The organism is Streptomyces crystallinus (assembly GCF_039521265.1).
GTDB lineage: Bacteria > Actinomycetota > Actinomycetes > Streptomycetales > Streptomycetaceae > Streptomyces > Streptomyces crystallinus.
The window spans coordinates 204,280-224,280 of the sequence record NZ_BAAACA010000037.1; the positions used below are offsets into that span (position 1 = coordinate 204,280).

General features: G+C 71.5%; 19 protein-coding genes and 1 rRNA gene. 10 read left to right on the top strand and 10 right to left on the bottom strand.

The genetic code is table 11. The features are described 5' to 3' along the window. The first annotated feature begins 15 nt into the window (after window positions 1-15). The gene (gene pstB, locus ABD236_RS26090; RefSeq protein ID WP_344077474.1) at window positions 16-792 is read left to right on the top strand and encodes a phosphate ABC transporter ATP-binding protein PstB; all 777 of its coding nucleotides are present in this window, start codon (window positions 16-18) and stop codon (window positions 790-792) included. Window positions 793-1,213: 421 nt separating this feature from the next. Here pstB and ABD236_RS26095 read toward each other — a convergent pair whose 3' ends face one another. Both ABD236_RS26095 and ABD236_RS26100 read right to left on the bottom strand, forming a co-directional pair. Beyond that, on the bottom strand, window positions 1,214-2,212 hold the full coding sequence (locus tag ABD236_RS26095; protein ID WP_344077476.1) for an inorganic phosphate transporter: 999 nt from the start codon (window positions 2,210-2,212) through the stop codon (window positions 1,214-1,216). Window positions 2,213-2,217: 5 nt separating this feature from the next. Then, window positions 2,218-2,838, bottom strand: coding sequence for a DUF47 domain-containing protein (locus ABD236_RS26100; RefSeq protein ID WP_190094774.1), 621 nt, complete (start codon window positions 2,836-2,838; stop codon window positions 2,218-2,220). Between the two features lie 206 nt (window positions 2,839-3,044). On the opposite strand from ABD236_RS26100, the gene ABD236_RS26105 reads away from it, so the two are divergent. Next, a complete protein-coding gene (locus tag ABD236_RS26105; RefSeq protein ID WP_067155185.1) occupies window positions 3,045-3,383 on the top strand; it encodes a metal-sensitive transcriptional regulator in 339 nt (112 codons plus the stop codon). Between the two features lie 170 nt (window positions 3,384-3,553). On the opposite strand, the gene ABD236_RS26110 is transcribed toward ABD236_RS26105, so the two are convergent. After that, window positions 3,554-3,727, bottom strand: coding sequence for a hypothetical protein (locus ABD236_RS26110; RefSeq protein ID WP_425543956.1), 174 nt, complete (start codon window positions 3,725-3,727; stop codon window positions 3,554-3,556). 135 nt (window positions 3,728-3,862) lie between these two features. Then, the gene (locus tag ABD236_RS26115; RefSeq protein ID WP_344077484.1) at window positions 3,863-4,729 is read right to left on the bottom strand and encodes an SCO4651 family lipoprotein; all 867 of its coding nucleotides are present in this window, start codon (window positions 4,727-4,729) and stop codon (window positions 3,863-3,865) included. A 111-nt stretch (window positions 4,730-4,840) separates the two neighbouring features. Between ABD236_RS26115 and ABD236_RS26120 the strand changes: the two genes are divergently transcribed. Together ABD236_RS26120 and ABD236_RS26125 are read left to right on the top strand one after the other, a co-directional pair. Further along, a complete protein-coding gene (locus ABD236_RS26120) occupies window positions 4,841-4,996 on the top strand; it encodes a hypothetical protein (protein WP_344077486.1) in 156 nt (51 codons plus the stop codon). A 267-nt stretch (window positions 4,997-5,263) separates the two neighbouring features. Further along, a complete protein-coding gene (locus ABD236_RS26125) occupies window positions 5,264-6,820 on the top strand; it encodes an FAD-binding oxidoreductase (protein ID WP_344077488.1) in 1,557 nt (518 codons plus the stop codon). Window positions 6,821-6,830: 10 nt separating this feature from the next. Here the strand turns inward: ABD236_RS26125 and ABD236_RS26130 are convergent, their stop codons facing one another. From ABD236_RS26130 to ABD236_RS26145, 4 genes are all read right to left on the bottom strand, one after another. Next, a complete protein-coding gene (locus tag ABD236_RS26130) occupies window positions 6,831-7,559 on the bottom strand; it encodes a phosphatase PAP2 family protein (RefSeq protein WP_344077490.1) in 729 nt (242 codons plus the stop codon). Window positions 7,560-7,768: 209 nt separating this feature from the next. Beyond that, window positions 7,769-8,785, bottom strand: a complete 1,017-nt coding sequence (locus tag ABD236_RS26135) for a C40 family peptidase (RefSeq protein WP_344077492.1) — start codon at window positions 8,783-8,785, stop codon at window positions 7,769-7,771. Between the two features lie 68 nt (window positions 8,786-8,853). After that, window positions 8,854-10,494, bottom strand: coding sequence for a serine/threonine-protein kinase (locus tag ABD236_RS26140; protein WP_344077494.1), 1,641 nt, complete (start codon window positions 10,492-10,494; stop codon window positions 8,854-8,856). A 78-nt stretch (window positions 10,495-10,572) separates the two neighbouring features. Beyond that, on the bottom strand, window positions 10,573-11,304 hold the full coding sequence (locus ABD236_RS26145; RefSeq protein ID WP_344077497.1) for a trypsin-like serine peptidase: 732 nt from the start codon (window positions 11,302-11,304) through the stop codon (window positions 10,573-10,575). Between the two features lie 387 nt (window positions 11,305-11,691). Between ABD236_RS26145 and ABD236_RS26150 the strand changes: the two genes are divergently transcribed. The 6 genes from ABD236_RS26150 to ABD236_RS26175 all read left to right on the top strand — a co-directional run bounded on the left by ABD236_RS26150 (window position 11,692) and on the right by ABD236_RS26175 (window position 19,243). Continuing rightward, window positions 11,692-12,000, top strand: a complete 309-nt coding sequence (locus ABD236_RS26150) for a hypothetical protein (protein ID WP_101389324.1) — start codon at window positions 11,692-11,694, stop codon at window positions 11,998-12,000. A 208-nt stretch (window positions 12,001-12,208) separates the two neighbouring features. Beyond that, window positions 12,209-13,060: a hypothetical protein gene (locus ABD236_RS26155; RefSeq protein ID WP_344077499.1), complete on the top strand. Its 852-nt coding sequence runs from the start codon at window positions 12,209-12,211 to the stop codon at window positions 13,058-13,060. Then, complete coding sequence (locus ABD236_RS26160; protein WP_344077501.1) at window positions 13,050-14,411, top strand: hypothetical protein; 1,362 nt, start codon at window positions 13,050-13,052, stop codon at window positions 14,409-14,411. The genes ABD236_RS26155 and ABD236_RS26160 overlap by 11 nt, the downstream gene beginning before the upstream one ends. Beyond that, on the top strand, window positions 14,408-15,958 hold the full coding sequence (locus ABD236_RS26165) for an SCO6880 family protein (protein WP_344077503.1): 1,551 nt from the start codon (window positions 14,408-14,410) through the stop codon (window positions 15,956-15,958). The genes ABD236_RS26160 and ABD236_RS26165 overlap by 4 nt, the downstream gene beginning before the upstream one ends. Before the next feature lie 24 nt (window positions 15,959-15,982). Beyond that, a complete protein-coding gene (locus ABD236_RS26170; RefSeq protein WP_344077505.1) occupies window positions 15,983-17,407 on the top strand; it encodes an ATP-binding protein in 1,425 nt (474 codons plus the stop codon). Window positions 17,408-17,518: 111 nt separating this feature from the next. After that, complete coding sequence (locus ABD236_RS26175) at window positions 17,519-19,243, top strand: type IV secretory system conjugative DNA transfer family protein (protein ID WP_344077507.1); 1,725 nt, start codon at window positions 17,519-17,521, stop codon at window positions 19,241-19,243. A 48-nt stretch (window positions 19,244-19,291) separates the two neighbouring features. Here ABD236_RS26175 and ABD236_RS26180 read toward each other — a convergent pair whose 3' ends face one another. Together ABD236_RS26180 and rrf are read right to left on the bottom strand one after the other, a co-directional pair. Then, on the bottom strand, window positions 19,292-19,855 hold the full coding sequence (locus tag ABD236_RS26180; RefSeq protein WP_344077509.1) for a GNAT family N-acetyltransferase: 564 nt from the start codon (window positions 19,853-19,855) through the stop codon (window positions 19,292-19,294). 82 nt (window positions 19,856-19,937) lie between these two features. After that, window positions 19,938-20,001, bottom strand: a 5S ribosomal RNA gene (gene rrf / locus ABD236_RS35080); the annotation flags it as partial.

The window sequence follows — 20,001 nt, forward strand, 5'->3', positions numbered from 1 at the left end:
GAAGCAGTGATTTCCATGGCCAAGCGAATCGACGTCAGCGGCCTGACCGCGTACTACGGCTCCCACAAGGCCATCGAGGACATCTCGATGACCGTGGAGCCCCGCTCCGTGACCGCCTTCATCGGCCCCTCCGGCTGCGGCAAGTCCACGTTCCTGCGCACCCTGAACCGGATGCACGAGGTCACCCCCGGCGGCCGTGTCGAGGGCAAGGTGCTCCTGGACGACGAGAACCTGTACGGCAGGGAGGTCGACCCGGTCGCCGTGCGCCGTACGGTGGGCATGGTCTTCCAGCGCCCGAATCCGTTCCCCACCATGTCGATCTTCGACAACGTGGCGGCCGGGCTGCGGCTGAACGGCTCGTACAAGAAGAACCAGCTGGCGGACGTCGTCGAGAAGTCCCTCAAGGGCGCGAACCTCTGGAACGAGGTCAAGGACCGCCTCAACAAGCCCGGCTCGGGTCTGTCCGGCGGCCAGCAGCAGCGTCTGTGCATCGCGCGGGCGATCGCCGTGGAGCCGGACGTCCTGCTGATGGACGAGCCCTGCTCCGCCCTGGACCCGATCTCGACGCTCGCGATCGAGGACCTGATCGGCGAGCTGAAGGAGCGCTTCACGATCGTCATCGTGACGCACAACATGCAGCAGGCGGCGCGCGTCTCGGACCGTACGGCCTTCTTCAACCTGGCCGCGGTCGGGCAGCCCGGCCGGCTCATCGAGATCGACGAGACCGCGCGGATCTTCTCCAACCCGTCCGTCCAGGCGACCGAGGACTACATCTCGGGCCGCTTCGGATAGACCCTCAGCCGTCTGCGGTGCTGCATGGCGGTGCCACCGCAAGACGAAGGGCCCGCCCCCTGGTGCCAGGGGGCGGGCCCGGCCTTTGTCTGCGAGTGAGTGGGTGGTTGCTCGCGCCCCTCTCCGGCCCGGTGCCTGTCTGCAGGCCGGTGGTGGGTTGCTCGCGCAGTTCCCCGCGCCCCTGGAAACCCTCGTTCGTCTGCGAGTGAGTGGGTGGTTGCTCGCGCCGTTCCCCGCGCCCCTAAACCCTCTTTCGTCTGCGGGTCGTGGCCTCTTCTCGCGCAGTTCCCCGCGCCCCTAAAAGCCCGTGGCTGAGCTGAGTACTCCGGCTGCGGCCGACCCCCTAGGGGCGCGGGGAACTGCGCGACCAGCCACCCACTCAGCCGCAGACAAAGGCCGGGCCCCGGCCGTGGGTGGGGGCTCAGCCGAAGAAGAGCCGCACCACGTAATAGCTGGCCGCCGCCACCAACGCCGCGGCCGGCATCGTGATGAACCACCCGAGGATGATGTTCTTCGCGACCCCCCACCGCACCGCGTTGACCCGCTTCGTCGCCCCCACACCCATGATCGCCGAAGTGATCACATGCGTCGTGGAGATCGGCGCCTTGAACAGGAACGCCGTCACGAACATGATCGACGCGCCGGTCGTCTCCGCCGCGAACCCCTGCGGCGGATCCAGCTCAATGATCTTGCGCCCCAGCGTCCGCATGATCCGCCAGCCACCCGCGTACGTACCGAGCGACAGCATCACCGCACAAGCGATCTTCACCCACACCGGAATCGGCGCGTCCGCGCTCTGCACATCGCCGATGACCAGCGCCATCACCACGATGCCCATCGTCTTCTGGGCGTCCTGGAGGCCGTGCCCGAGCGCCATGCCCGCCGCCGAGACGGTCTGCGCGATACGGAAGCCGCGCTTGGCCTTGTGCGGATTGGCCTTGCGGAACATCCACATGATCGCGCACATCACCAGATAGCCGGCGAGCAGACCGACGACCGGGGACAGGAACATCGGGATGATGATCTTTTCGAGGACACCGGTCCAGATGACGTCCGTGCCGCCCGCCAGCGCCGCGCCCACCATGCCGCCGAACAGCGCGTGCGAGGAGGACGAGGGAAGACCGAAGTACCAGGTGACGAGGTTCCAGACGATCGCGCCGAGCAGCGCGGCGAAGAGGATGCCCATCCCCTTGTCGCCGGTCGGCGTCTCGATCAGGCCCTTGCTGACGGTGTGCGCGACCCCCTGGCCGAGGAACGCACCGGCCAGGTTCATCACGGCGGCCATGGCCAGCGCCGCCCGAGGCGTCAGCGCCCGCGTCGAGACCGAGGTCGCGATGGCGTTCGCCGAGTCGTGGAAACCGTTCGTGTACGTGAATCCGAGCGCGACCGTGATGGTCACGACCAGTGCAAAGGTGTCCACGAAGCTCAGGACTCCTTGACGGCGATGGTCTCCACCGTGTTCGCCACGTGCTCGAAGGCGTCCGCGGCCTCTTCGAGCACGTCCACGATCTGCTTGAGCTTGAGCACCTCAATGGCGTCGTACTTGCCGTTGAAGAGATGGGCGAGCAGCTTGCGGTGGATCTGGTCGGCCTGGTTCTCCAGCCGGTTGACCTCGATCCAGTACTCGGTGAGGTTGGACATCGTCCGCAGGTTCGGCATGGCTTCGGCGGTCAGCTCGGCCGCCCGGGCCAGCACCTCGATCTGCTGCTCGACGCCCTTGGGCAGTTCCTCCACGTTGTAGAGGACGACGAGGTCGACGGCCTCCTCCATGAAGTCCATGATGTCGTCGAGCGACGAAGCGAGGGTGTAGATGTCCTCGCGGTCGAACGGCGTGATGAACGAGGAGTTCAGCTGGTGGAAGATCGCGTGGGTAGCGTCGTCGCCCGCGTGCTCCGCTGCCCGCATCCGCTCCGCGATCTCGGCCCGGGACGCGGAGTCCGCTCCGAGCAGTTCCATCAGGAGCTTCGAGCCCGTGACGATGTTGTCCGCGGATGCGGCGAACATGTCGTAGAAGCTCGTCTCCCTGGGGGTCAGACGAAAGCGCACGTGGGGTCCTCGGGGTGCTTTGGATTCGGTCAGGCTGATGCTAGGCGCATCATCCGGCCACGGCTAACCGGCGTACTTCAGTGTCGCCCATCAGGCACAGTGATCAGCACGGGCCCCCGGCCCGTTTCCGGGCCCGCTTTCGCAGGGTTCGTTACCCTATACCCACGAGGGGTATCCACCCCCTTTTCGTACAACGGGAGGACGCGATGACGACCACCGAGCCCGCCGAGCCGGACACCGTCCTCACGGACCAGCCGCACACGGTGCACGGATACCACAAGCAGAAGGACGAACACCTCAAGCGGCTGCGCCGCATCGAGGGCCAGATCCGCGGGCTCCAGCGCCTGGTGGACGAGGACGTCTACTGCATCGACATACTCACCCAGGTCTCCGCGTCCACGAAGGCCCTCCAGTCCTTCGCCCTCCAGCTCCTGGAGGAGCACCTGCGGCACTGCGTGGCGGACGCGGCGGTGAAGGGCGGTGGGGAGATCGACGCCAAGGTGGAAGAGGCGACCAAGGCGATCGCCCGGCTGCTGCGCACCTGAGAACGGCCCGCCCCGGCCCTTCGCCCCCGGGCAGCCCTTCGCCCCCGGGCAGCCCGGCGCGTCCCGCGCGTCCCGCGCGTCCATGGAGCCACCCCGGCACCCCGGCCACCTGGCCGAAAAGCGGCGGCCGGGGTCGGTCAGGTCCACCGGGCACGCCGTCTTGGCCGAAATCAGTCCCCGCGCCCGGCGGGGGCCTCGGGCTCGACCTTGAGCACCTCGTCGATCAGATCAGGACTGAGCCGCTCCCCGTCCGCCGCCGAGGCGGCGATCATCAGCTCGCCGCACAGCTCGATCTCGACGAGGGCCACGTGGTCCTGGACGGTTGTGCTGCGAAGCCCGGCCACGCACCTCACCCCTCTACCCCTCTTTCTGCCGTCGTCGGCTTCCTAGCGTAGGGAGGAGGACACACACCGCGCATGGCACGGACGGACCATTTCCGCCACCGTCCATGACTGAATTCCCGAACGCCCCCCGGACCCCTATGACTCGATCTTTCCGGCGTAGATGTCCCGCGCCGCCGGCAGCCTCACGGCCGCGGGCACCCCGAATCCGTACAGCAGGGTGGTCGAGGCGACCGCGACCGTACGCCCGTCGTTGACGTAGCTGAACCGCTGGCGCAGCTTGCGCAGCAGGCCCTGGGCGTCGAAGTACGCGTCGAAGGGCACCGCGCCCTTCGCCTTGCCGAACCCTTTCGCCGCCGCCGTCAGCGATCCGCGCGCGTGCGGCCCGGCCGCGCCCGCCGCGCGGGGGATGTCGGCGGTGCCCCGGTAGTGCCGGACCCGGACGCCGGCCAGGTCCTCCTCGCCCACGAACGTCACCGCGCCGGAGCCGCGCAGCAGTTCCGCCGCGACCATCGGGTCGGTGACCCCGCCGGTGACCAGGTTGCCGTCGGGCAGCGTCGCCGTGTCGACCCGGACCCACTTGTCGGCGGGGACGCCCGCTCCCCGGTTCTTCATGTACAGCGCGCCCGGCGCGAGCAGTTCGGTGATCGGGCGGTGCTCCTCCGCGCCCGCCGCGTCCTTGGGCAGGACGACCTTCAACCGGCCCATACGGCGGGTGAAGTCGTACACCCCCTCGCCGCGGATCGTCACCCGCGTCCCGCCCGCGGCCATCTCCATGGAGGTGCTGGTCTTGGAGCTGCGGGCGGCCACCAGCGCGTCCGCCGCCCGGGCCACCACCTGCCCCGGCTCGGCCGGCCGCCCGCCCGGCCCGTCCGCGCCCGGGGCGCCGCCCGCCCCGCACCCGGCGACGAGCACGCCCGCGGCGGTCACCGCGACGGCCGTCACACCGGTCACGGCGGCACCGGCGAACCCCGCGCCCGCACGCCTCTGCCGCTGCACCGTCATCGCCGTCAAACCCCCAAACGCCAGCCACGTCCCGCCGCACCACCCGCCCCGCTTAACGACCGCGTCCCCACCCCGGTCACGCCCGCGCCCGGCGCTCGGTACCGTGGCGGCGTGTCCCACCAAGCCTCCGCTCCTGAGCACCGCACCACCACGACGGAACGCGGCAGCTTCGCCCACGCCCGCTGCACCTGCGGCTGGAGCGGCCCCGCCCGCCGCTCCCGCGACAAGGCGCGAACGGACGCGCAGGAGCACGCGTCGGCCGGGTAGTGGGCCATGACCCACTCCTCCGGGTTCGGCACCGCCGCCCCGGCCGGATCCGTCGCCCTTCGTCTGCGGGCCCGCTGTGGCTGGTCGCGCAGTTCCCCGCGCCCCTGGGCAGTCAGGGGGCGCGGGGAGACTGCGCGACCAGCCCAGCACGGTCCGCTGGCGAACGAAGGCCCTCCCGGGGGCGGGGAACCAAACGGGCCGCAGCCGAACGCCCCGTCCAGCAGGGGCGCGCGGTTTTGAGCCCGAGCCACCGGGAAGGCGTCCCCCATGGATCGGCGTTCCCTGCTCGTCGCCACCGGTGCCGGCCTCGCCGCCGTGAGCTGCGGCCCGGCGGCTCCCCGGCCACGGCCCGCCGCCACCCGCACGACCGGTCCGACCGGCTCCACGGCTCCCTGGACCGCCCTCGCACGCGGCCTCGCCGGAACCCTCGTACGGCCGGACGACGCCGCGTACCCGACCGCGCGCCAGCTCTACAACACCCGTTTCGACGGCCTGAGACCCGCCGCCGTCGCCTATGTGGCGAACGACGCCGACGTCCAGGAGTGCCTGGCCTTCGCCCGCGCCCACCGCGCCCCCGTCGCCCTGCGCGGCGGCGGCCACTCGTACGCCGGGTGGTCGTCGGGCACCGGACGCCTGGTCCTCGACCTCTCGAAGCTGAACGGCGTCCGGGCCGACGGCGCCACCGCCACGGTCGGCGCGGGCGCCCGGCTGCTCGACGTCTACCTGGCCCTGGGCCGCCGCGGCCGGACGATCCCCGGCGGCTCCTGCCCGACCGTCGGCGTCACCGGGCTGACCCTCGGCGGCGGCCACGGCGTCGCCACGCGCGCGTACGGGGCGACCTGCGACAGCCTCACCTCCGCGACCCTGGTCACGGCCGACGGCCGACGGCTCACCGCCGACGCCGACCACGAGAGCGACCTGTTCTGGGCGCTGCGCGGCGCGGGCAACGGCAACTTCGGCGTGGTCACCGGCCTCACCTTCCGTACGCACGACGCCCCGCAGACCGTCACCGCGTATCTGACCTGGCCCTGGGCGAGGGCGCGGGCCGTGATCGAGGCCTGGCAGCAGTGGGGCCCCGACCAGCCGGACGAGATCTGGTCCGCCGCCGAACTCGGGGCGGCCGCGGGCGGCGCGCGGGCCGGGGCGGCGCCCACGGTCGGCGTCGCCGCGTTCTCCCTGGGCTCCTACGGCGACCTCCAGAACGCCGTGGACCGCCTCGCCGACCGCGTCGGCGCCCCCGCCTCCTCCGTCTCGATGCGCCGCCACGGCTACACCGACGCGATGCTCGCGTACGCGGGCTGCGCGGCCCTCTCCGAGGCGCAGTGCCACCTCCCGGGCACCACCCCCGGCCGCTCGCCCCGAGGCGCGCTCCAGCGCGAGACGTACGCCGCCCGGTCCGCGTTCTTCGACCGGCCGCTCCCCGCCGACGGCGTACGGGCCCTGCTCGCCAGGACCGAGGCCTTCGGGAGCGTGCCGGTGGCCCAGGGCGGCGGCGCGGGCAACGTGGCGCTCACGGCGCTCGGCGGGGCGCTGAACCGGGTCTCCCCGACGGCCACGGCGTTCGTGCACCGCCGCTCCCGGGTGCTCGCGCAGTACATCGCCGCCTGGCGCCCCGGCACCTCGGGAACGGCCCAGCGGGCATGGCTGAATTCCACCCATGACGCACTGAGCCGGTACGCCAACGGCGCCGCCTACCAGAACTACACCGACCCGGAGCTGAAGGACTGGCGCAGGGCGTACTACGGCGCCGCCGCGCCCCGGCTCGCCGAGCTGAAGCACCGCTACGACCCCGGGCGGCTGTTCGACTTCCCGCAGGCGCTGTGAGGCAACCGGCTTACGCCGCCAGGTCGTTCTCCCCGGGCCCGGCGCCCGTCCCCGCGCGCGGCCCCCTGGGCCCCGGCAGGTCCGCGGCCAGCCGCAGCGAGGACTGGCCGGCGCGCCGCGACCGTACGAGACGGCCCAGCCGGGGCGAGCGGGCCACCGTCGACACCAGCGGGGTCAGCAGCATCAGCGCGAGCGGGGCGAGGAGCAGCGTGACGGCGGTGCCGAGGGCGAAGCCGCCGACCACGTCCGTGGGGTAGTGCACGCCCATGTAGACGCGGCAGAAGCCCTCGGCGAGCGCGAGAGCGATGGCGAGGAGGCCGAACTTGCGGTGGGCGACGAAGAGTCCGGCGCCGATCGCCATCGCCATCGTGGCGTGGTCGCTCACGAACGAGTAGTCGGTCTTGCCGTCCACCAGGACGTCGAGACCCTTGTGGGAGAGGAAGGGCCGGGGCCGCTCCACAAAGCCCCTGATGGGGATGTTGACGAGCAGCGCGATCCCGGCGGCGAGCGGCGCCCAGACGAGGGCGGCGACGGACGCCGTCGCGCTCTCGCGGTCCTCCCCGCGCCGCAGGCTCCACCAGCACCGGAGCACGACGAGGACGAGGGCGAGCAGGATGCCGTACTCCCCGACGAACTCCATCACGCGGTCGAACCACGTGGGGGCGGAAGCGGCGAGTCCGTTGATGTCGTAGAGCAGGCTGACGTCCAGGTTCGACCCGTCGAGCGCGAGTCCAGCCATGCCGAGGCCCCTTGCCTGTGCGTGTAGCTACCAACCCCCGTGGTCAGTACTCCTGCGGTCACTGTCCACTGAACGGCCTGAACGGCCCTCGCGTTCCACTCTCCACGGAATGATCACCACGACGTTACCGAAGAGAGACTCATCGTCGCAGCTCAGGGCCATGGCCTGACGCAGAGTGGCGACGAGATCCAGCCACTTCCTACCGCCGGTCACGTACCCGGTTTGAAGGTCGGCAACGCGGCGGCGCCGTCCTTGGTGACCCGGGTCGCCCCGAAGTAGTCCGGCGCGTCGATCTTGTCGAAGCGGATGACGGCGCCGGTGTACGGGGCATTGATCATGTACCCGCCGCCGACGTACAGCCCCACGTGGTGGATGGCGCGGGAGTTGGTGAGGTCGTCGGAGAAGAAGACGAGGTCCCCGGGGAGCAGCTCGCCGCGGGAGGGGTGCGGCCCGGCGTTGTACTGGTCGTTGGCGACACGCGGCAACTGGATCCCGACGCTGGCGTAAGCGGCCTGCGTCAGCCCGGAACAGTCGAACCGCCCCCCTTGCGCGGCGGTCCCCTCCCCACCCCAGAGGTAGGGCGTCCCGAGCTTCTGCTGCGCGTAGTAGATGGCCCCGGCGGCCTGCTGGGAGGGGGCCACTCGGGTGGTGGGGCGGGCGAAGCTTTTTTCCAGGGTGCGGATGATCTTTACGTAGTTCTGGGTCTCGGGGTACGGCGGCACCCCGCCGTACTTGATCACCGCGTACGCGCCCGCGTTGTAGGCGGCCAGCATGTTGCCGCTCTGATCCCCCGGCACGTTCTTGACGTACTTGGCGAGTTCACAGTCGTACGAGGCGGCCGAGGGGATGGCGTCCTGCGGGTCCCAGACGTCGCGCTTGCCGTCGCCGTTGCCGTCGATGCCGTGCGACTCCCAGGTGCCGGGGATGAACTGCGCGATGCCCTGCGCCTTGGCGGGGCTGACGATGGTCGGGTTCCAGCCGCTCTCCTGGTAGAGCTGGGCAGCGAGCAGCGCCGGGTTGAGCGCGGGGCAGAGCGTGCCCCACTTCTGCACCAGCGGCTGGTACTTGGCGGGGACCGCGCCCTTCGCCAGCCCGACCGCGTTGCCCCCGCCGCCGAGGCCGCCGGCCAGCCCGGCCGCGGCCGAGTACGTACCGACGACGAGCAGCGCGAGGAAGCTCAGGCACAGCCCGACCCCGATCCCGCCTGCCACCCAGAATTTGCGCACCCGTCAACCCTCCCCCATCGCAGCCGGGTTCACCGCTACTTTCCCGCCAGCCGTGTCGGCCGCTCGTCTCATTCCACGACGAAGCCGCCGCAGACGACACTCTTGTAGTCCGTCGGCCCCTTCACATGCTGGTAGACGACGGTCCATTCGGTCGACTTGTCCCGGTCGACCGGCAGGGCGGGCAGCACCTCGCCCTGGGAGCGGTAGCCGAAGTCATCCGGGTACATCACGTACTTCCACTCCGTCTGGGCGCCCGCGTACAGGTCGGACACCCTGCTGACGAAGCCGAGCTGCCGGTTGGGCGTCCTGGACGTGGGGTTCCCCTTCGCGTCCACCTCGTGGGGCGGCTTCACGGTGATCGCGAGGTAGTACGGGGGCGCGCCCGGCTCCTCGTACTTGAGCCGGTACCCGATCCGCACCTTGCCGGGCGGCACGTCGTCCGTGGGGGAGCTGTCCCCGGTCGTGACCGAGTACTGGAGCTGCGCGTCCGTCTGCTCCTGCACGGGCTGACGGCAGCGGTCGGACAGCCCCGAATACCCGTCGAGCGAGGGCGCGGTCTGCTCGATGTACGTCGGCGGGCCGACCGGGGTCTTCCCACCCGTCCTGACCGGAGCCGCGCTCCGCGAGGGACCGGGCGCCCCCGACGCGGCCTCCCCGTCTCCCCCGTCACCCCCACCCGGCCCCCACCGCAACACCACCGCCCCCACCACCCCCACAGCCGCCGCCACCGCGACCGTCACCAGCCAGGTGGTGCGGCGGGAGCGGGTGGGGGCGGGGGACGGGGGGAGCTGGTTCGGGGCTGTTGCCGTGGGGAGGGCGTGTGGGGGCGTTGCCGGGGGGAGGTCGTGCGGGGGCGGGTCCGTCAGGCCCGCCGTGAGCGCCTGGTAGTACGGGTCCTCCACCAGCGCGGAGAGCACCGCGCACCGCACGATCACCTCCGCTGGAGTCGGCCGCAGCGCCGGGTCCTTGGCCGCGCAGGCCGAGATCAGCGCGGCCAGCCCCGGCTCCACGCCGACCACGTCGATCGGCTCGTGGACGGCCCGGTACGACACCCCCTCCACCGACCCCGCCCCGAACGGCGCCCGCCCCGTGGCCGCGAACGCCATCGTCGCCCCCAGCGCGAACACGTCCGCCGCATCGCCCACCTCGTTGCGGACGAGCACCTCCGGGGCCGTGTAGCCGGGGGTGCCGGGGGCCGCGCCCGTGCGGGTGAGGGCCGTGTCGGCGGCGGCGCGCGCGATGCCGAAGTCGATGAGCTGGGGGCCCTGCGGGGCCAGGATGACGTTCTGGGGCTTGAGGTCCCGGTGCGTCACCCCGTACGCGTGCACGCTCGCCAGCCCCTCCGCCAGCGCCGCGAACAGCCTGCGGCAGGTGTCGGCCGGCAACGGGCCCCGGTCGGCGACGGCCCGGCTGAGCGTCGGCCCGGACACGTACTCCGTGGCGAGCCAGTACGGCGGTGCCGCCAACGACGCGTCGATCAGGTTCGCGGTGTACGCGCTGCGCACCGCCCGCACCGTCTCCGCCTCCCGCCGGAAGCGGGCCAGCGCCTCGGGGTGATCGGTGATCTCGTCCTTGATCACCTTGAGCGCCACCAGCCGCCCGCCCGGCGAACGCCCGAGGTACACCATCCCCATCCCGCCCGCACCCAGCCGTGCGAGCAGCGCGTACGTACCTATGTGTGCCGGATCCCGAGGCCTGAGCGCATCCACCGCACGAACTCTGTCACGCAAGTGGCGGCACGCTCACACCCGTTGACCCACTTGTGATCACTCGTGATCGACGGCTGATCAGCTGTGCCCCGAAGCCAGCCGGTAGAGCGCCGCCGTCGTCCCCCCGAACACCACGCTGTACGACACGTCCGGGTCGTCCCCGCCCTCCTCGTAACCCCCTATGACCCCCACCACCGACCCGTCCGCCGCCTGCCACGGGCTGCCGCTGGTGCCGCCGGAGAAGGCGGGGCACTCGATGCGCTGCTGGGTGGCGCCGTACGCGGTGGTGCGGTTGGTGCAGGCCTGGGGGGTGTCGGAGTCGCTCGGGTAGCCGGTCACCGTGGCCGTGCCGCCGGGCGGTACGGCCGTCGCCAGCGGCGCCGCGCCCACCGCGTCCTCCACCCGGGCCCCCGTCAGCGAGCCGGGGCCCAGGACCGCGAAAGCCACGTCGTCGTCCTCGTCGCCGTCCTCCAGCCAGGCGTCGTCCGTGTACGCCTCCTCGACCGGCCAGGTGCCGTACGGCGCCTGGCCGTCCCGGTAGCCGGGGACGAAGACGGCGTCGTCCTGGTCGTCCAGGCAGTGCGCGGCGGTGACGACGAGGTCGCGGCTCTCGCTGTGCACCACGGACGCCGTACAGAAGTGGTCGCCGTCCAGGCCGCCCTCGAACAGCGCGCCCACGCGCGCGTTGGCGGCCGTGACCGGTGCCACGAAGGTCCTGCCGCCCGGCCCGGCGTCCCGTGACCCGTACGCCGGGATCACCAGAAGCACAGCCACCGCCGACAGCGCACGCACCTGGGAGACGTGTCTCATGGATCCGACCCTGCCCCGCGGACCTGAGAACAGCCCTGGAACTTTTCTGAGAAGAGTCTGTGAAGGCGTCCCGCGGGTGGACCCGTGCGGGCCCGCGAACGACCCGGCTCGCGCCCGCGCGAGTTCCGCTCGAGCCAACAGGCCCAGAGTGCACCAACGACAGTCATTGCCCGGAGTCACCCTGCGTGATACACAGAGTGACCGTACGCGAATCCGTAGAGAACCGGTCCACCGCAGGTCAGGGCGGTGCGACCGGCACAGCTGTGCGGTTTCCGGAAAAGAGAGCCGCCAAGTCGACATACCCGGGCGGTTTCATCAGCGAAGATAGAGCCTGACCCATGCCATGGGGCAGGGGCATCGAACTACCCGACAGGGGCGGTGAGTTACGTGTACCTGGCAGCAGAAAAGGGCGACATCACCACGATCATCGGCGGGATCGCGCCCAACTGGGGACCGTTCGGCAGTCTGGGCAACGAGGCCCGGGTGATGGTCGAAGTCGTGATGGCCGTGGCCATCCTGCTGTGCCTCGGCATCGCCGTCTGGGGCGCCGCCAAGCAGAGGATCGGTGCGACCGCGCTGCGCGACACGTTCAGCGCGGAACAGGGCAAGGGCCTGATCGTGGCCGGGCTGACCGGGGTCTTCATCATCGGCTCGCTGGGCACCCTGTTCACCATCGTGTACGGGATGGCCGTCTGACCCCACCTCAGACCGGCCGCCGTCCCGCCGCGTTCGTCCCCACGGGGCCCGCCCAGGCCCCCACCCCACACCATCCGTCCGTCGTGCCCACCGGCTGAGGTTGCGTCTCCCTGATGTCGAGTCACCACACCGCGCCCGCGCGGGAACCAGCACGGCTACCGTCGTACTACACGACGGACCAGCGAAGGGTTGAGGGGGCGTACGCGGCATGAGCCTCGGCGACGAGCACGACTCCAGGCGCACGGAGGACGCGTACAGCACCGTCGGCGGTACGCGCCAGACGCGCACCCGGCTGCCCGAGGGCGAGGGCGCCGACGTGTACGGCGGCGCCCGCCGCCCCGTCCGCGCCTCCCGCTCCCTGATTACGGTCGTCGGCGTGGTCGCCCTCCTCGTCGCCGCGATCGCCTTCGCCAACCGCGGCGACAGCGGCGGCGGCACCTCCTCGGACGACCCGAAGCAGTCGGGGGGGAAGCCGACCGCTGCCAGCGGGGTGCGGCCGGTGGAGGGCAGGACGGGCGGCATCGCGACCGGCTTCCCCCAGACGGAACAAGGTGCGCAGTCGGCCGCCGCGAACTACGTCGTGGCGCTCGGCTCGGACGGGATGTACAACCAGGCCCGCCGCCACGAGATCGTGAGCACCGTGTACGCCCCGGAGGTGGCGGCCGCGCGCCAGGGCGACCTCGACAGAGCCTATTCCGGGCCGGAGTTCCTGGCCCGGATCGGGCTCAAGCCGGACGGCACCGCGCCCACCGGGCTGACCTTTATCTCGCGCTTCAACCCGGTCGGCTCCAAGGTCGAGGCGTACGGCAACGGCACCGCGAGCGTGTCCGTCTGGTACTCCGCGCTGTTCGGCCTCGCCGGCGAGGGCTCGAAGAACCCGGTCTCCGAGGGCTGGTACACCAACACCTTCCAGCTGAAGTGGGCCGGCAACGACTGGAAGGTCACCGACTTCACCCAGAAGGACGGCCCGGCTCCCGTCGGCCGCGACCAGGCCGCCGCGACCGCCAAGGACATGGCCGACGCCGTCGAGCAGTACGGAGGGTTCACCTATGCCCGGTAAGCGGCCCCGCCGTGCCCTCCCGCTCGCCACGGCGCTCACGGCCGTGCAGACCACAGCCGTCCTGGCCGCCACGTACGCGTACGCGGCACCGAGCCCCACCCCGAGTCCCACGCCCAGCCCGGGAGCCAGCACCGGCGGCGGGCCCTGCGACCTCATCCGCGGTCCTGCCAAGGACTACTGCGAGTCGGGCAGCGGCAAGCCCAGTGGCACCTCGACCAACAACGTCGCCCCCGGCGACCCCGCCGACCCCCTCACCTCCCTGGCGAAGGGCTGCGCCGACGCCGCCGTCTGGGTCGTCGACACGCTGTCGAAGTTCGTGAAGACCGCCGCCAAGGTGGACTTCACCAACCCCGCCTTCCTCGGCCGCTACGCCGTCGTGTTCGCCGCCGCCACCATCCTCACCCTCGTCCTGTGGCTGCTCGCCGTCGCCAAGCGGGCCATCCGCGGGGTGCCGCTGACCACCGCGATCTCCGAGGCCGTCGGATTCCTCTGGCTGACCGTGCTCGCGTCCGCCTTCACCCCGCTGATCCTCTACACCGTCGTCAACGCCACCGACGCCGTCACCGACGTCATCGCCTCCGGCACCGGCGACCAGACCGACGTCTTCTTCGGGTCGTTCTCGGCCGCCCTGAAGAAGGGGACGGACATCGGCGGCGGGCCGATCATGCTGATCGTCGTCTCCCTGGTCACCATCCTCGCCGCCGGCATCCTCTTCCTGGAGCTCTACATCCGCGCCCTCCTGCTGTACGTGGGAGCGCTGCTCGGCGTCGTCGTGTACTCGGGACTCGTCGACAAGAACATGTGGGGCCACGTCCGCCGCTGGGCCGGGATCATGATCGCGATCATCCTGGTGAAACCCATCATCGTGATCGTTCTCAGCCTGGCGGGCGCGCTCTCCGCCGGGAAGGGGCCGGACTCCTTCCAGGCCGTCGTCTCCGGCCTCGCCATCATCCTGCTGGCCATCTTCGCCTCCGCGATGATCTACCGCTTCGTCCCCGGCTTCGGCGACGAGATCGCCGCCGCCCGCACCAACCGCAAGCAGGCCACCGACGGCTCCCAGGCCGCCGCCGTGATCTCCTCCCCGGCCGCCCTCGTCTCCCAGGGCATCAAGACCCACAGCAGCCGAGGCAACCAGGCGGGCGGCGCCCAGGCCCGGCCCGCCAACCCGATGTCCGGCGGCGTGGCCGCCCACAGCAGCCGGGGTCCCTCCGGCGGCGGTGGCGGCGGCGGACCTGTCCCCTCCGCCGCACCCCCGCCCCGTAGCGGCACCGGACCCACCAGCGGCACCCCGCACAGCAGCCGCAACACCGGCAACAAAGGCAACAACAGCACAGGAGGTGGAGGGCGTTGACGACCCAGTCCCAACCGGTCTCGCCCCGCCGCACGTATCTGATCGGCCGGGCCAGGCCGTCGGCCATCGTCGGCAAGAACCGCGAGACCGGCGAGATCGCGCTGATCATCGGCGGCGCGTTCCTCGGCATGATGTGCGGACTGCTGGTCCCCGTCCTGTCCCTGCGGATCGTGCTGCTCATGGGCTTCCCCATGCTGGCGCTCGCCGCGGTGTACCTCCCGTACAAACACCGCACCTTCTACAAGTGGTTCGAGATCAACCGCAGCTATAAGCGCTCCCTGCGGCGCGGCACCACCTACCGCTCCGGCGCCATGGAGGCAGGTGTACGCGGCGACGGGCGCGAGGTCGAGGTCGGGCCGCCGCCCGGCATCGGCCGGATCAGCTGGCTCGCCGCGCCCTTCGGCCCGGACGAGATCGCCGTACTGCTGCACGCCGACCGCCGGACCGTCACCGCCGCCATCGAGATCGAGGGCCCGGGCGTCGGGCTGCGCGACTCGGAGGACCAGGAGGCCCTGGTCGACCGGTTCGGCACGCTGCTCAAGCACGTGGCCAACGGCGACGGGTTCGTCACCCGCCTCCAGATGCTCGCCCGGACCCTGCCCGCCGACCCGGACGCGCACGCCAAGGACGTCGCCCAGCGCGGCGACCACAGCTCACCCGACTGGCTCCAGGAGTCCTACCAGCAGCTCCAGTCGATGGTCTCGACCTCCAGTGAGCAGCACCGCGCGTATCTCGTCGCCTGTATGCAGTACTCGCGCGAGCTCGCCGCCGAGGCCAACGCCATGGCCCGCGCCGCCCGCCCGCAGAACGGCCGCAAGCTCGACCGGGACGCCGGGCTCGCCGTCGTCATGGCCCGCGAGCTCACCGACATCTGCGCCCGGCTCGCCGAGGCCGACATCCGGGTGCGCCAGCCGCTCGGACAGGGGCGGCTCGCCTCGCTCGTGCACTCCATGTACGACCCGGACCACCCCATCGACCACATCCAGGCCATGACCAAGCGCAACGCCTGGCCCGCCGAGCTCGACGCGGTCGAGCCCACCTATCTCCAGGCCAAGACCCGCGAGTCGTCCACGCGCGCGCCCTGGTGCCACGCCACCGCCTGGGTCAAGGAGTGGCCGATGACCCCCGTGGGCGTCAACTTCCTCGCCCCGCTGCTCGTCCACACCCCGGACGTCATCCGTACCGTCGCCGTCTGCATGGACCTCGAACCCACCGAGGTCGCCATCGAGCGGATGCTCACCGAGAAGACCAACGACGAGGCCGAGGCCTCGCGCGCGGCCAAGATGAACCGCACCGTCGACCCGCGCGACATCGCCGCCCACGGCCGTCTCGACCAACGGGGTGAAGATCTCGCCAGCGGCGCGGCAGGCGTCAACCTCGTCGGGTACATCACGGTGTCGGCGCGCTCCCCCGAGGCGCTGGCGCGGGACAAGCGCACCATCCGCGCCTCGGCCGGCAAGTCGTACCTGAAGCTGGAGTGGTGCGACCGCGAGCACCACCGGGCCTTCGTCAACACCTTGCCGTTCGCGACCGGCATCCGCCGCTAGCCGAGAGCTGATTGGGGCCTGCTCATGCGAGATCCGCTCTCCGCGCTCACCAACGCCTTCACCTCCTTCCTCTTCGGGAAGGTGGAGACCACCCGGCTGCCCGTGCGCACCTCCACCGGGCAGGCGCAGGCCGTCTACCTGCCGACGGCCGCGCCGGGCCTCGGCGACTCCGGCGTGATCATCGGCCGGGAGGTCTACAGCGGCAAGGGATACATCTACGACCCCTTCCAGCTGTACGGCCAGCAGCTGCCCGCGCCGCACTGGCTGGTGCTCGGCGAGTCCGGCAACGGCAAGTCGGCCCTGGAGAAGACCTACGTCCTGCGCCAGCTGCGGTTCCGCGACCGGCAGGTCGTGGTGCTCGACGCCCAGGGCGAGGACGGCGTCGGCGAGTGGAACCTCATCGCGCGCGAGCTGGGGATAACTCCCATCCGGCTGGACCCGATGGCCGCCCTCGACGGCGGCATCCGGCTCAACCCGCTGGACCCGGCGATCACCACCACGGGCCAGCTGGCGCTGCTGCGCACCATCATCGAGGTGGCCATGGGGCACGGCCTGGACGAGCGGTCGGGCTTCGCCCTGAAGGTCGCGCACGCCTACGTCAACGAGACCATCACCGACCGCCAGCCCGTCCTCACCGACATCGTGGAGCAGCTGCGCCACCCGGAGGCCTCGTCGGCGGTCGCCATGAACGTCGACATAGACGACGTCCGGGCCTGGGGCCTGGACGTGGCGCTCGTCCTGGACCGGCTGGTCGACGGCGACCTGCGGGGCATGTTCGACGGGCCGACCACGGTCGGCATCGACCTGGACGCCCCGCTGATCGTCTTCGACCTCTCGCACATCGACCGCAACTCGATCGCGATGCCGATCCTGATGGCGATCGTCGGCGTCTGGCTGGAGCACACCTGGATCCGGCCCGACCGCAAGAAGCGCATCTTCCTGGTGGAGGAGGCCTGGCACATCATCAACTCGCCGTTCGTGGCGCAGCTCTTCCAGCGGCTGCTCAAGTTCGGCCGGCGGCTCGGGCTGTCCTTCGTGGCCGTGGTGCACCATCTGTCGGACGTGGTGGACGGGGCGGCGGCGCGGGAGGCGGCGGCGATCCTGAAGATGGCGTCGACCAGGACGATCTACGCCCAGAAGACGGACGAGGCGAGGGCGACGGGCGGCGTCCTCGGTCTGCCGCGCTGGGCGGTGGAGATCATCCCGACGCTCACGCCAGGGATCGCCGTCTGGGACGTCAACGGCAATGTCCAGGTGGTCAAGCACCTGGTCACGGAGCGGGAGCGGCCGCTGGTCTTCACCGACCGGGCGATGACGGAGTCGGCGGCGACCGACGACGTGCTCGCCCATGAACTGGAGAGCCAGCTGGAGTCGGAGAGCGAGCGCAGGGCAGCGCTGATGGAACAGCAAATGTCCGGCACCTCCTCCCCCGAGTCGACCGTGGCCTGACGGTCCGCCGGGCCCGTCTCCCCCGACGGGCCTGCCGGATCAACGGCCGTCCCCACCCAGGAAGTTCCCCGACACGCGCAAGTCGGCCCGACACGCCGGAGGTTGCCTGCAATGCCGGAGTCCCGCTCCCGCGGCGAGGAGCGCGGCATCCCCGACTCCCTGCTGGTCGGGCTGCTCGCGTTCCTGCTCGGTCTGACGGTCCTGGTCTGGACGGCCACGGGCCTGGCCGGCCTGTTCAGCCACGGCGCCTGGCCGGACGCAGTGACGTTCACCCGCACCCCGCTCGCCATGCGCCAACTGATCCAGGCCCCGCACGACCTCCCGGCCGCCTGGCCCGACACCCCCGCCGCGCAGCTCTCCGGCTACGGCCTCTTCTGGGGCCTGCTCATCAGCGAGCTCCTGATCCTGCTGGTCCTGTTCATCTTCGCCCTGGGCACGTGGTCGCGGTGGCGTGCGGTACGCGCGAGAGCCAGGGCGGCGGCCGCGGCCACGGGGCAGGGCGGTTCGGGTACGGGGCTGACCGGGGACGGCAACACCGGGGCGAGACCGGCGCATCCGCCCCAGCGGGCCGCCCGGACGGAGACGGCACCGGCGGTGGGCCCGCCCGCCGCCGAAGCCCAAGCCCAAGCCCCATGGACCGCCGAGGCCACCGACACGCGCGCGTGGAGCCCGGCTGCGGGTACGGAAGCGGCTCGTACGGTACGTACGGAGGATGGCACCGGTGCCGGCACCGGTGCCGGTGCCGGTGCCGGTGCCGGTGCCGCCACTGGCACTGGCACTGGCACTGGCACCCAACCGCACCCCGGCCTCGCCCCCGCGTCTGCGCCTGCGCCTGCGCCCGCCACGGCCGCTTGGGCGGCCGAAGGGCCGGAAGCCGCCCGGCTGCCCGCGCCGCGCGCGGCCCGCCCGCCCCGGCTCGTCTACGGCGGCCCCGACACCCGCCGCCCCACGGCCGTCCAGGCCATCCAGGACGCGGAGGGCGCCGCCCTCGTCATCACCTCGGACCCCACTCTCTGGGCGGAGACCAAGGACGCGCGCGCGAAGCTCGGCCCTGTGCACGTGTACGACCCGGGGCACCTCTGCGACACCCCGGCCCGGCTGCACTGGTCGCCCACGAGCGGCTGCGAGGACGCGGAGGTGGCGGCGGCACGCGCGACCGCGCTGCTCGCGCCCGTACGCCCGCAGGCCCGTATCGACGCCGCCATGGCCGACACCGCCGAGACCCTGCTGCGGTGCTGGCTGCACGCTGCGGCACTGGACAGCCGGGACGGCAAGGCGGTCAAGCAGATGCACCGCTGGGCCCAGGGCACCGGCGCCCACGAGGCCGTACGGATACTCCGCACCCACCCCAAGGCCATGAGCGGCTCCGCGGGCCTGCTGGAGTCGGCGCTGACCGCGCACCCCGAACGCCGGGAGATCGCGCAGGAGCTGACGGCCCGTGCGCTCGACGCGCTGTCCTCGATCCACATCCGTGAGGCGTGCACGCCGAACCGAGCGGATTCGCTCGCGCTGGAATCATTCGCCGCCGAAGGGGGCACGCTTTACGTGGTGGGTGAAGCCATCGAGGACCCGCGGTCCCGCCCCGCCGCGATGCCCCTCCTGACCGCCCTCGCCTCAGACGTGGTCGAGCGCGGCCGCCGCATGGCCGAACGGTCACCCGACGGTCGGCTCGACCCACCAATGACGCTGGTCCTGGACGACGTGGCAGCGGTCGCCCCGCTGCCCCGGCTGCCCGAACTCCTGTCGACCGGCCAGGACCTGGGCCTGCCGACCCTGGTCCTGCTCCGCTCGGCGGAACAGGCCAGGGCCCGGTGGACGGAGACGCTCACGCCGTAGCGGGATCCCCGGCCGGTGAGTTCACGGCGGAGGGCTACGGGCGGAAGGCTACGGGCGGAGGAACTCCATCTCGACCTCATGCGCGTTCGGCGCCCCGCCGGGCGCCGGCGCGGTCTTCCCGGTCCGTACGAACCCGAACTTCCGGTAGAAGCCCTCGGCCCGCTCGTTCTGGTGGTGCACATAGAGCCGTACGCGCTCCAGGCGCGGCTCCTCCAAGGACCAGGCCCACTCCAGCGCGGCCTCGAAGAGGCGCTCGGTGAGCCCGATGCCCCGGAACTCGGGCCGTACGAAGACGCCGACGACATGCCCCTGGGTGGCTTCGATGTCCACCCCGAAGAAGTCCACGTTCCCGGCCTGTTCCACCAGCACGACGACGGCTCCGGCCCAGGTGCCGTCGGGGCCCTCGGCCACGAACTGGCGGCCACCGGTGCTGGGGCTGTCGGCGGCGACGCCGGCCGTCCGCTCCTGCCAGAAGATGTCGGGGTGGGCGTTGGCCTCTTCGGTGGTCTCAAGGAAAGCAACAGGGGCGGCGGGGTCTGCGAGCCCGGCCAGCCGGAGCTCCTTGGCCTTGCGCCATTCATCGGCCCGTACGGGGCGTATCACGTGATCCATGGCCAGATCCTGCCATGAAACGCAGAAAAGCCCCGCACCATTAATCCTTGCGGATCATGGTGCGGGGCTTCCCGCAATGATTGTTCGGCGGCGTCCTACTCTCCCACAGGGTCCCCCCTGCAGTACCATCGGCGCTGAAAGGCTTA

Coding starts and splice junctions, on each gene's coding strand:
- ABD236_RS26180 (WP_344077509.1), bottom strand. CDS start 19,855: ATGGATCACGTGATACGCCCCGTACGGGCCGATGAATGGCGCAAGGCC.
- ABD236_RS26125 (WP_344077488.1), top strand. CDS start 5,264: ATGGATCGGCGTTCCCTGCTCGTCGCCACCGGTGCCGGCCTCGCCGCC.
- ABD236_RS26155 (WP_344077499.1), top strand. CDS start 12,209: ATGAGCCTCGGCGACGAGCACGACTCCAGGCGCACGGAGGACGCGTAC.
- pstB (WP_344077474.1), top strand. CDS start 16: ATGGCCAAGCGAATCGACGTCAGCGGCCTGACCGCGTACTACGGCTCC.
- ABD236_RS26170 (WP_344077505.1), top strand. CDS start 15,983: ATGCGAGATCCGCTCTCCGCGCTCACCAACGCCTTCACCTCCTTCCTC.
- ABD236_RS26175 (WP_344077507.1), top strand. CDS start 17,519: ATGCCGGAGTCCCGCTCCCGCGGCGAGGAGCGCGGCATCCCCGACTCC.
- ABD236_RS26130 (WP_344077490.1), bottom strand. CDS start 7,559: ATGGCTGGACTCGCGCTCGACGGGTCGAACCTGGACGTCAGCCTGCTC.
- ABD236_RS26115 (WP_344077484.1), bottom strand. CDS start 4,729: ATGACGGTGCAGCGGCAGAGGCGTGCGGGCGCGGGGTTCGCCGGTGCC.
- ABD236_RS26145 (WP_344077497.1), bottom strand. CDS start 11,304: ATGAGACACGTCTCCCAGGTGCGTGCGCTGTCGGCGGTGGCTGTGCTT.
- ABD236_RS26160 (WP_344077501.1), top strand. CDS start 13,050: ATGCCCGGTAAGCGGCCCCGCCGTGCCCTCCCGCTCGCCACGGCGCTC.
- ABD236_RS26105 (WP_067155185.1), top strand. CDS start 3,045: ATGACGACCACCGAGCCCGCCGAGCCGGACACCGTCCTCACGGACCAG.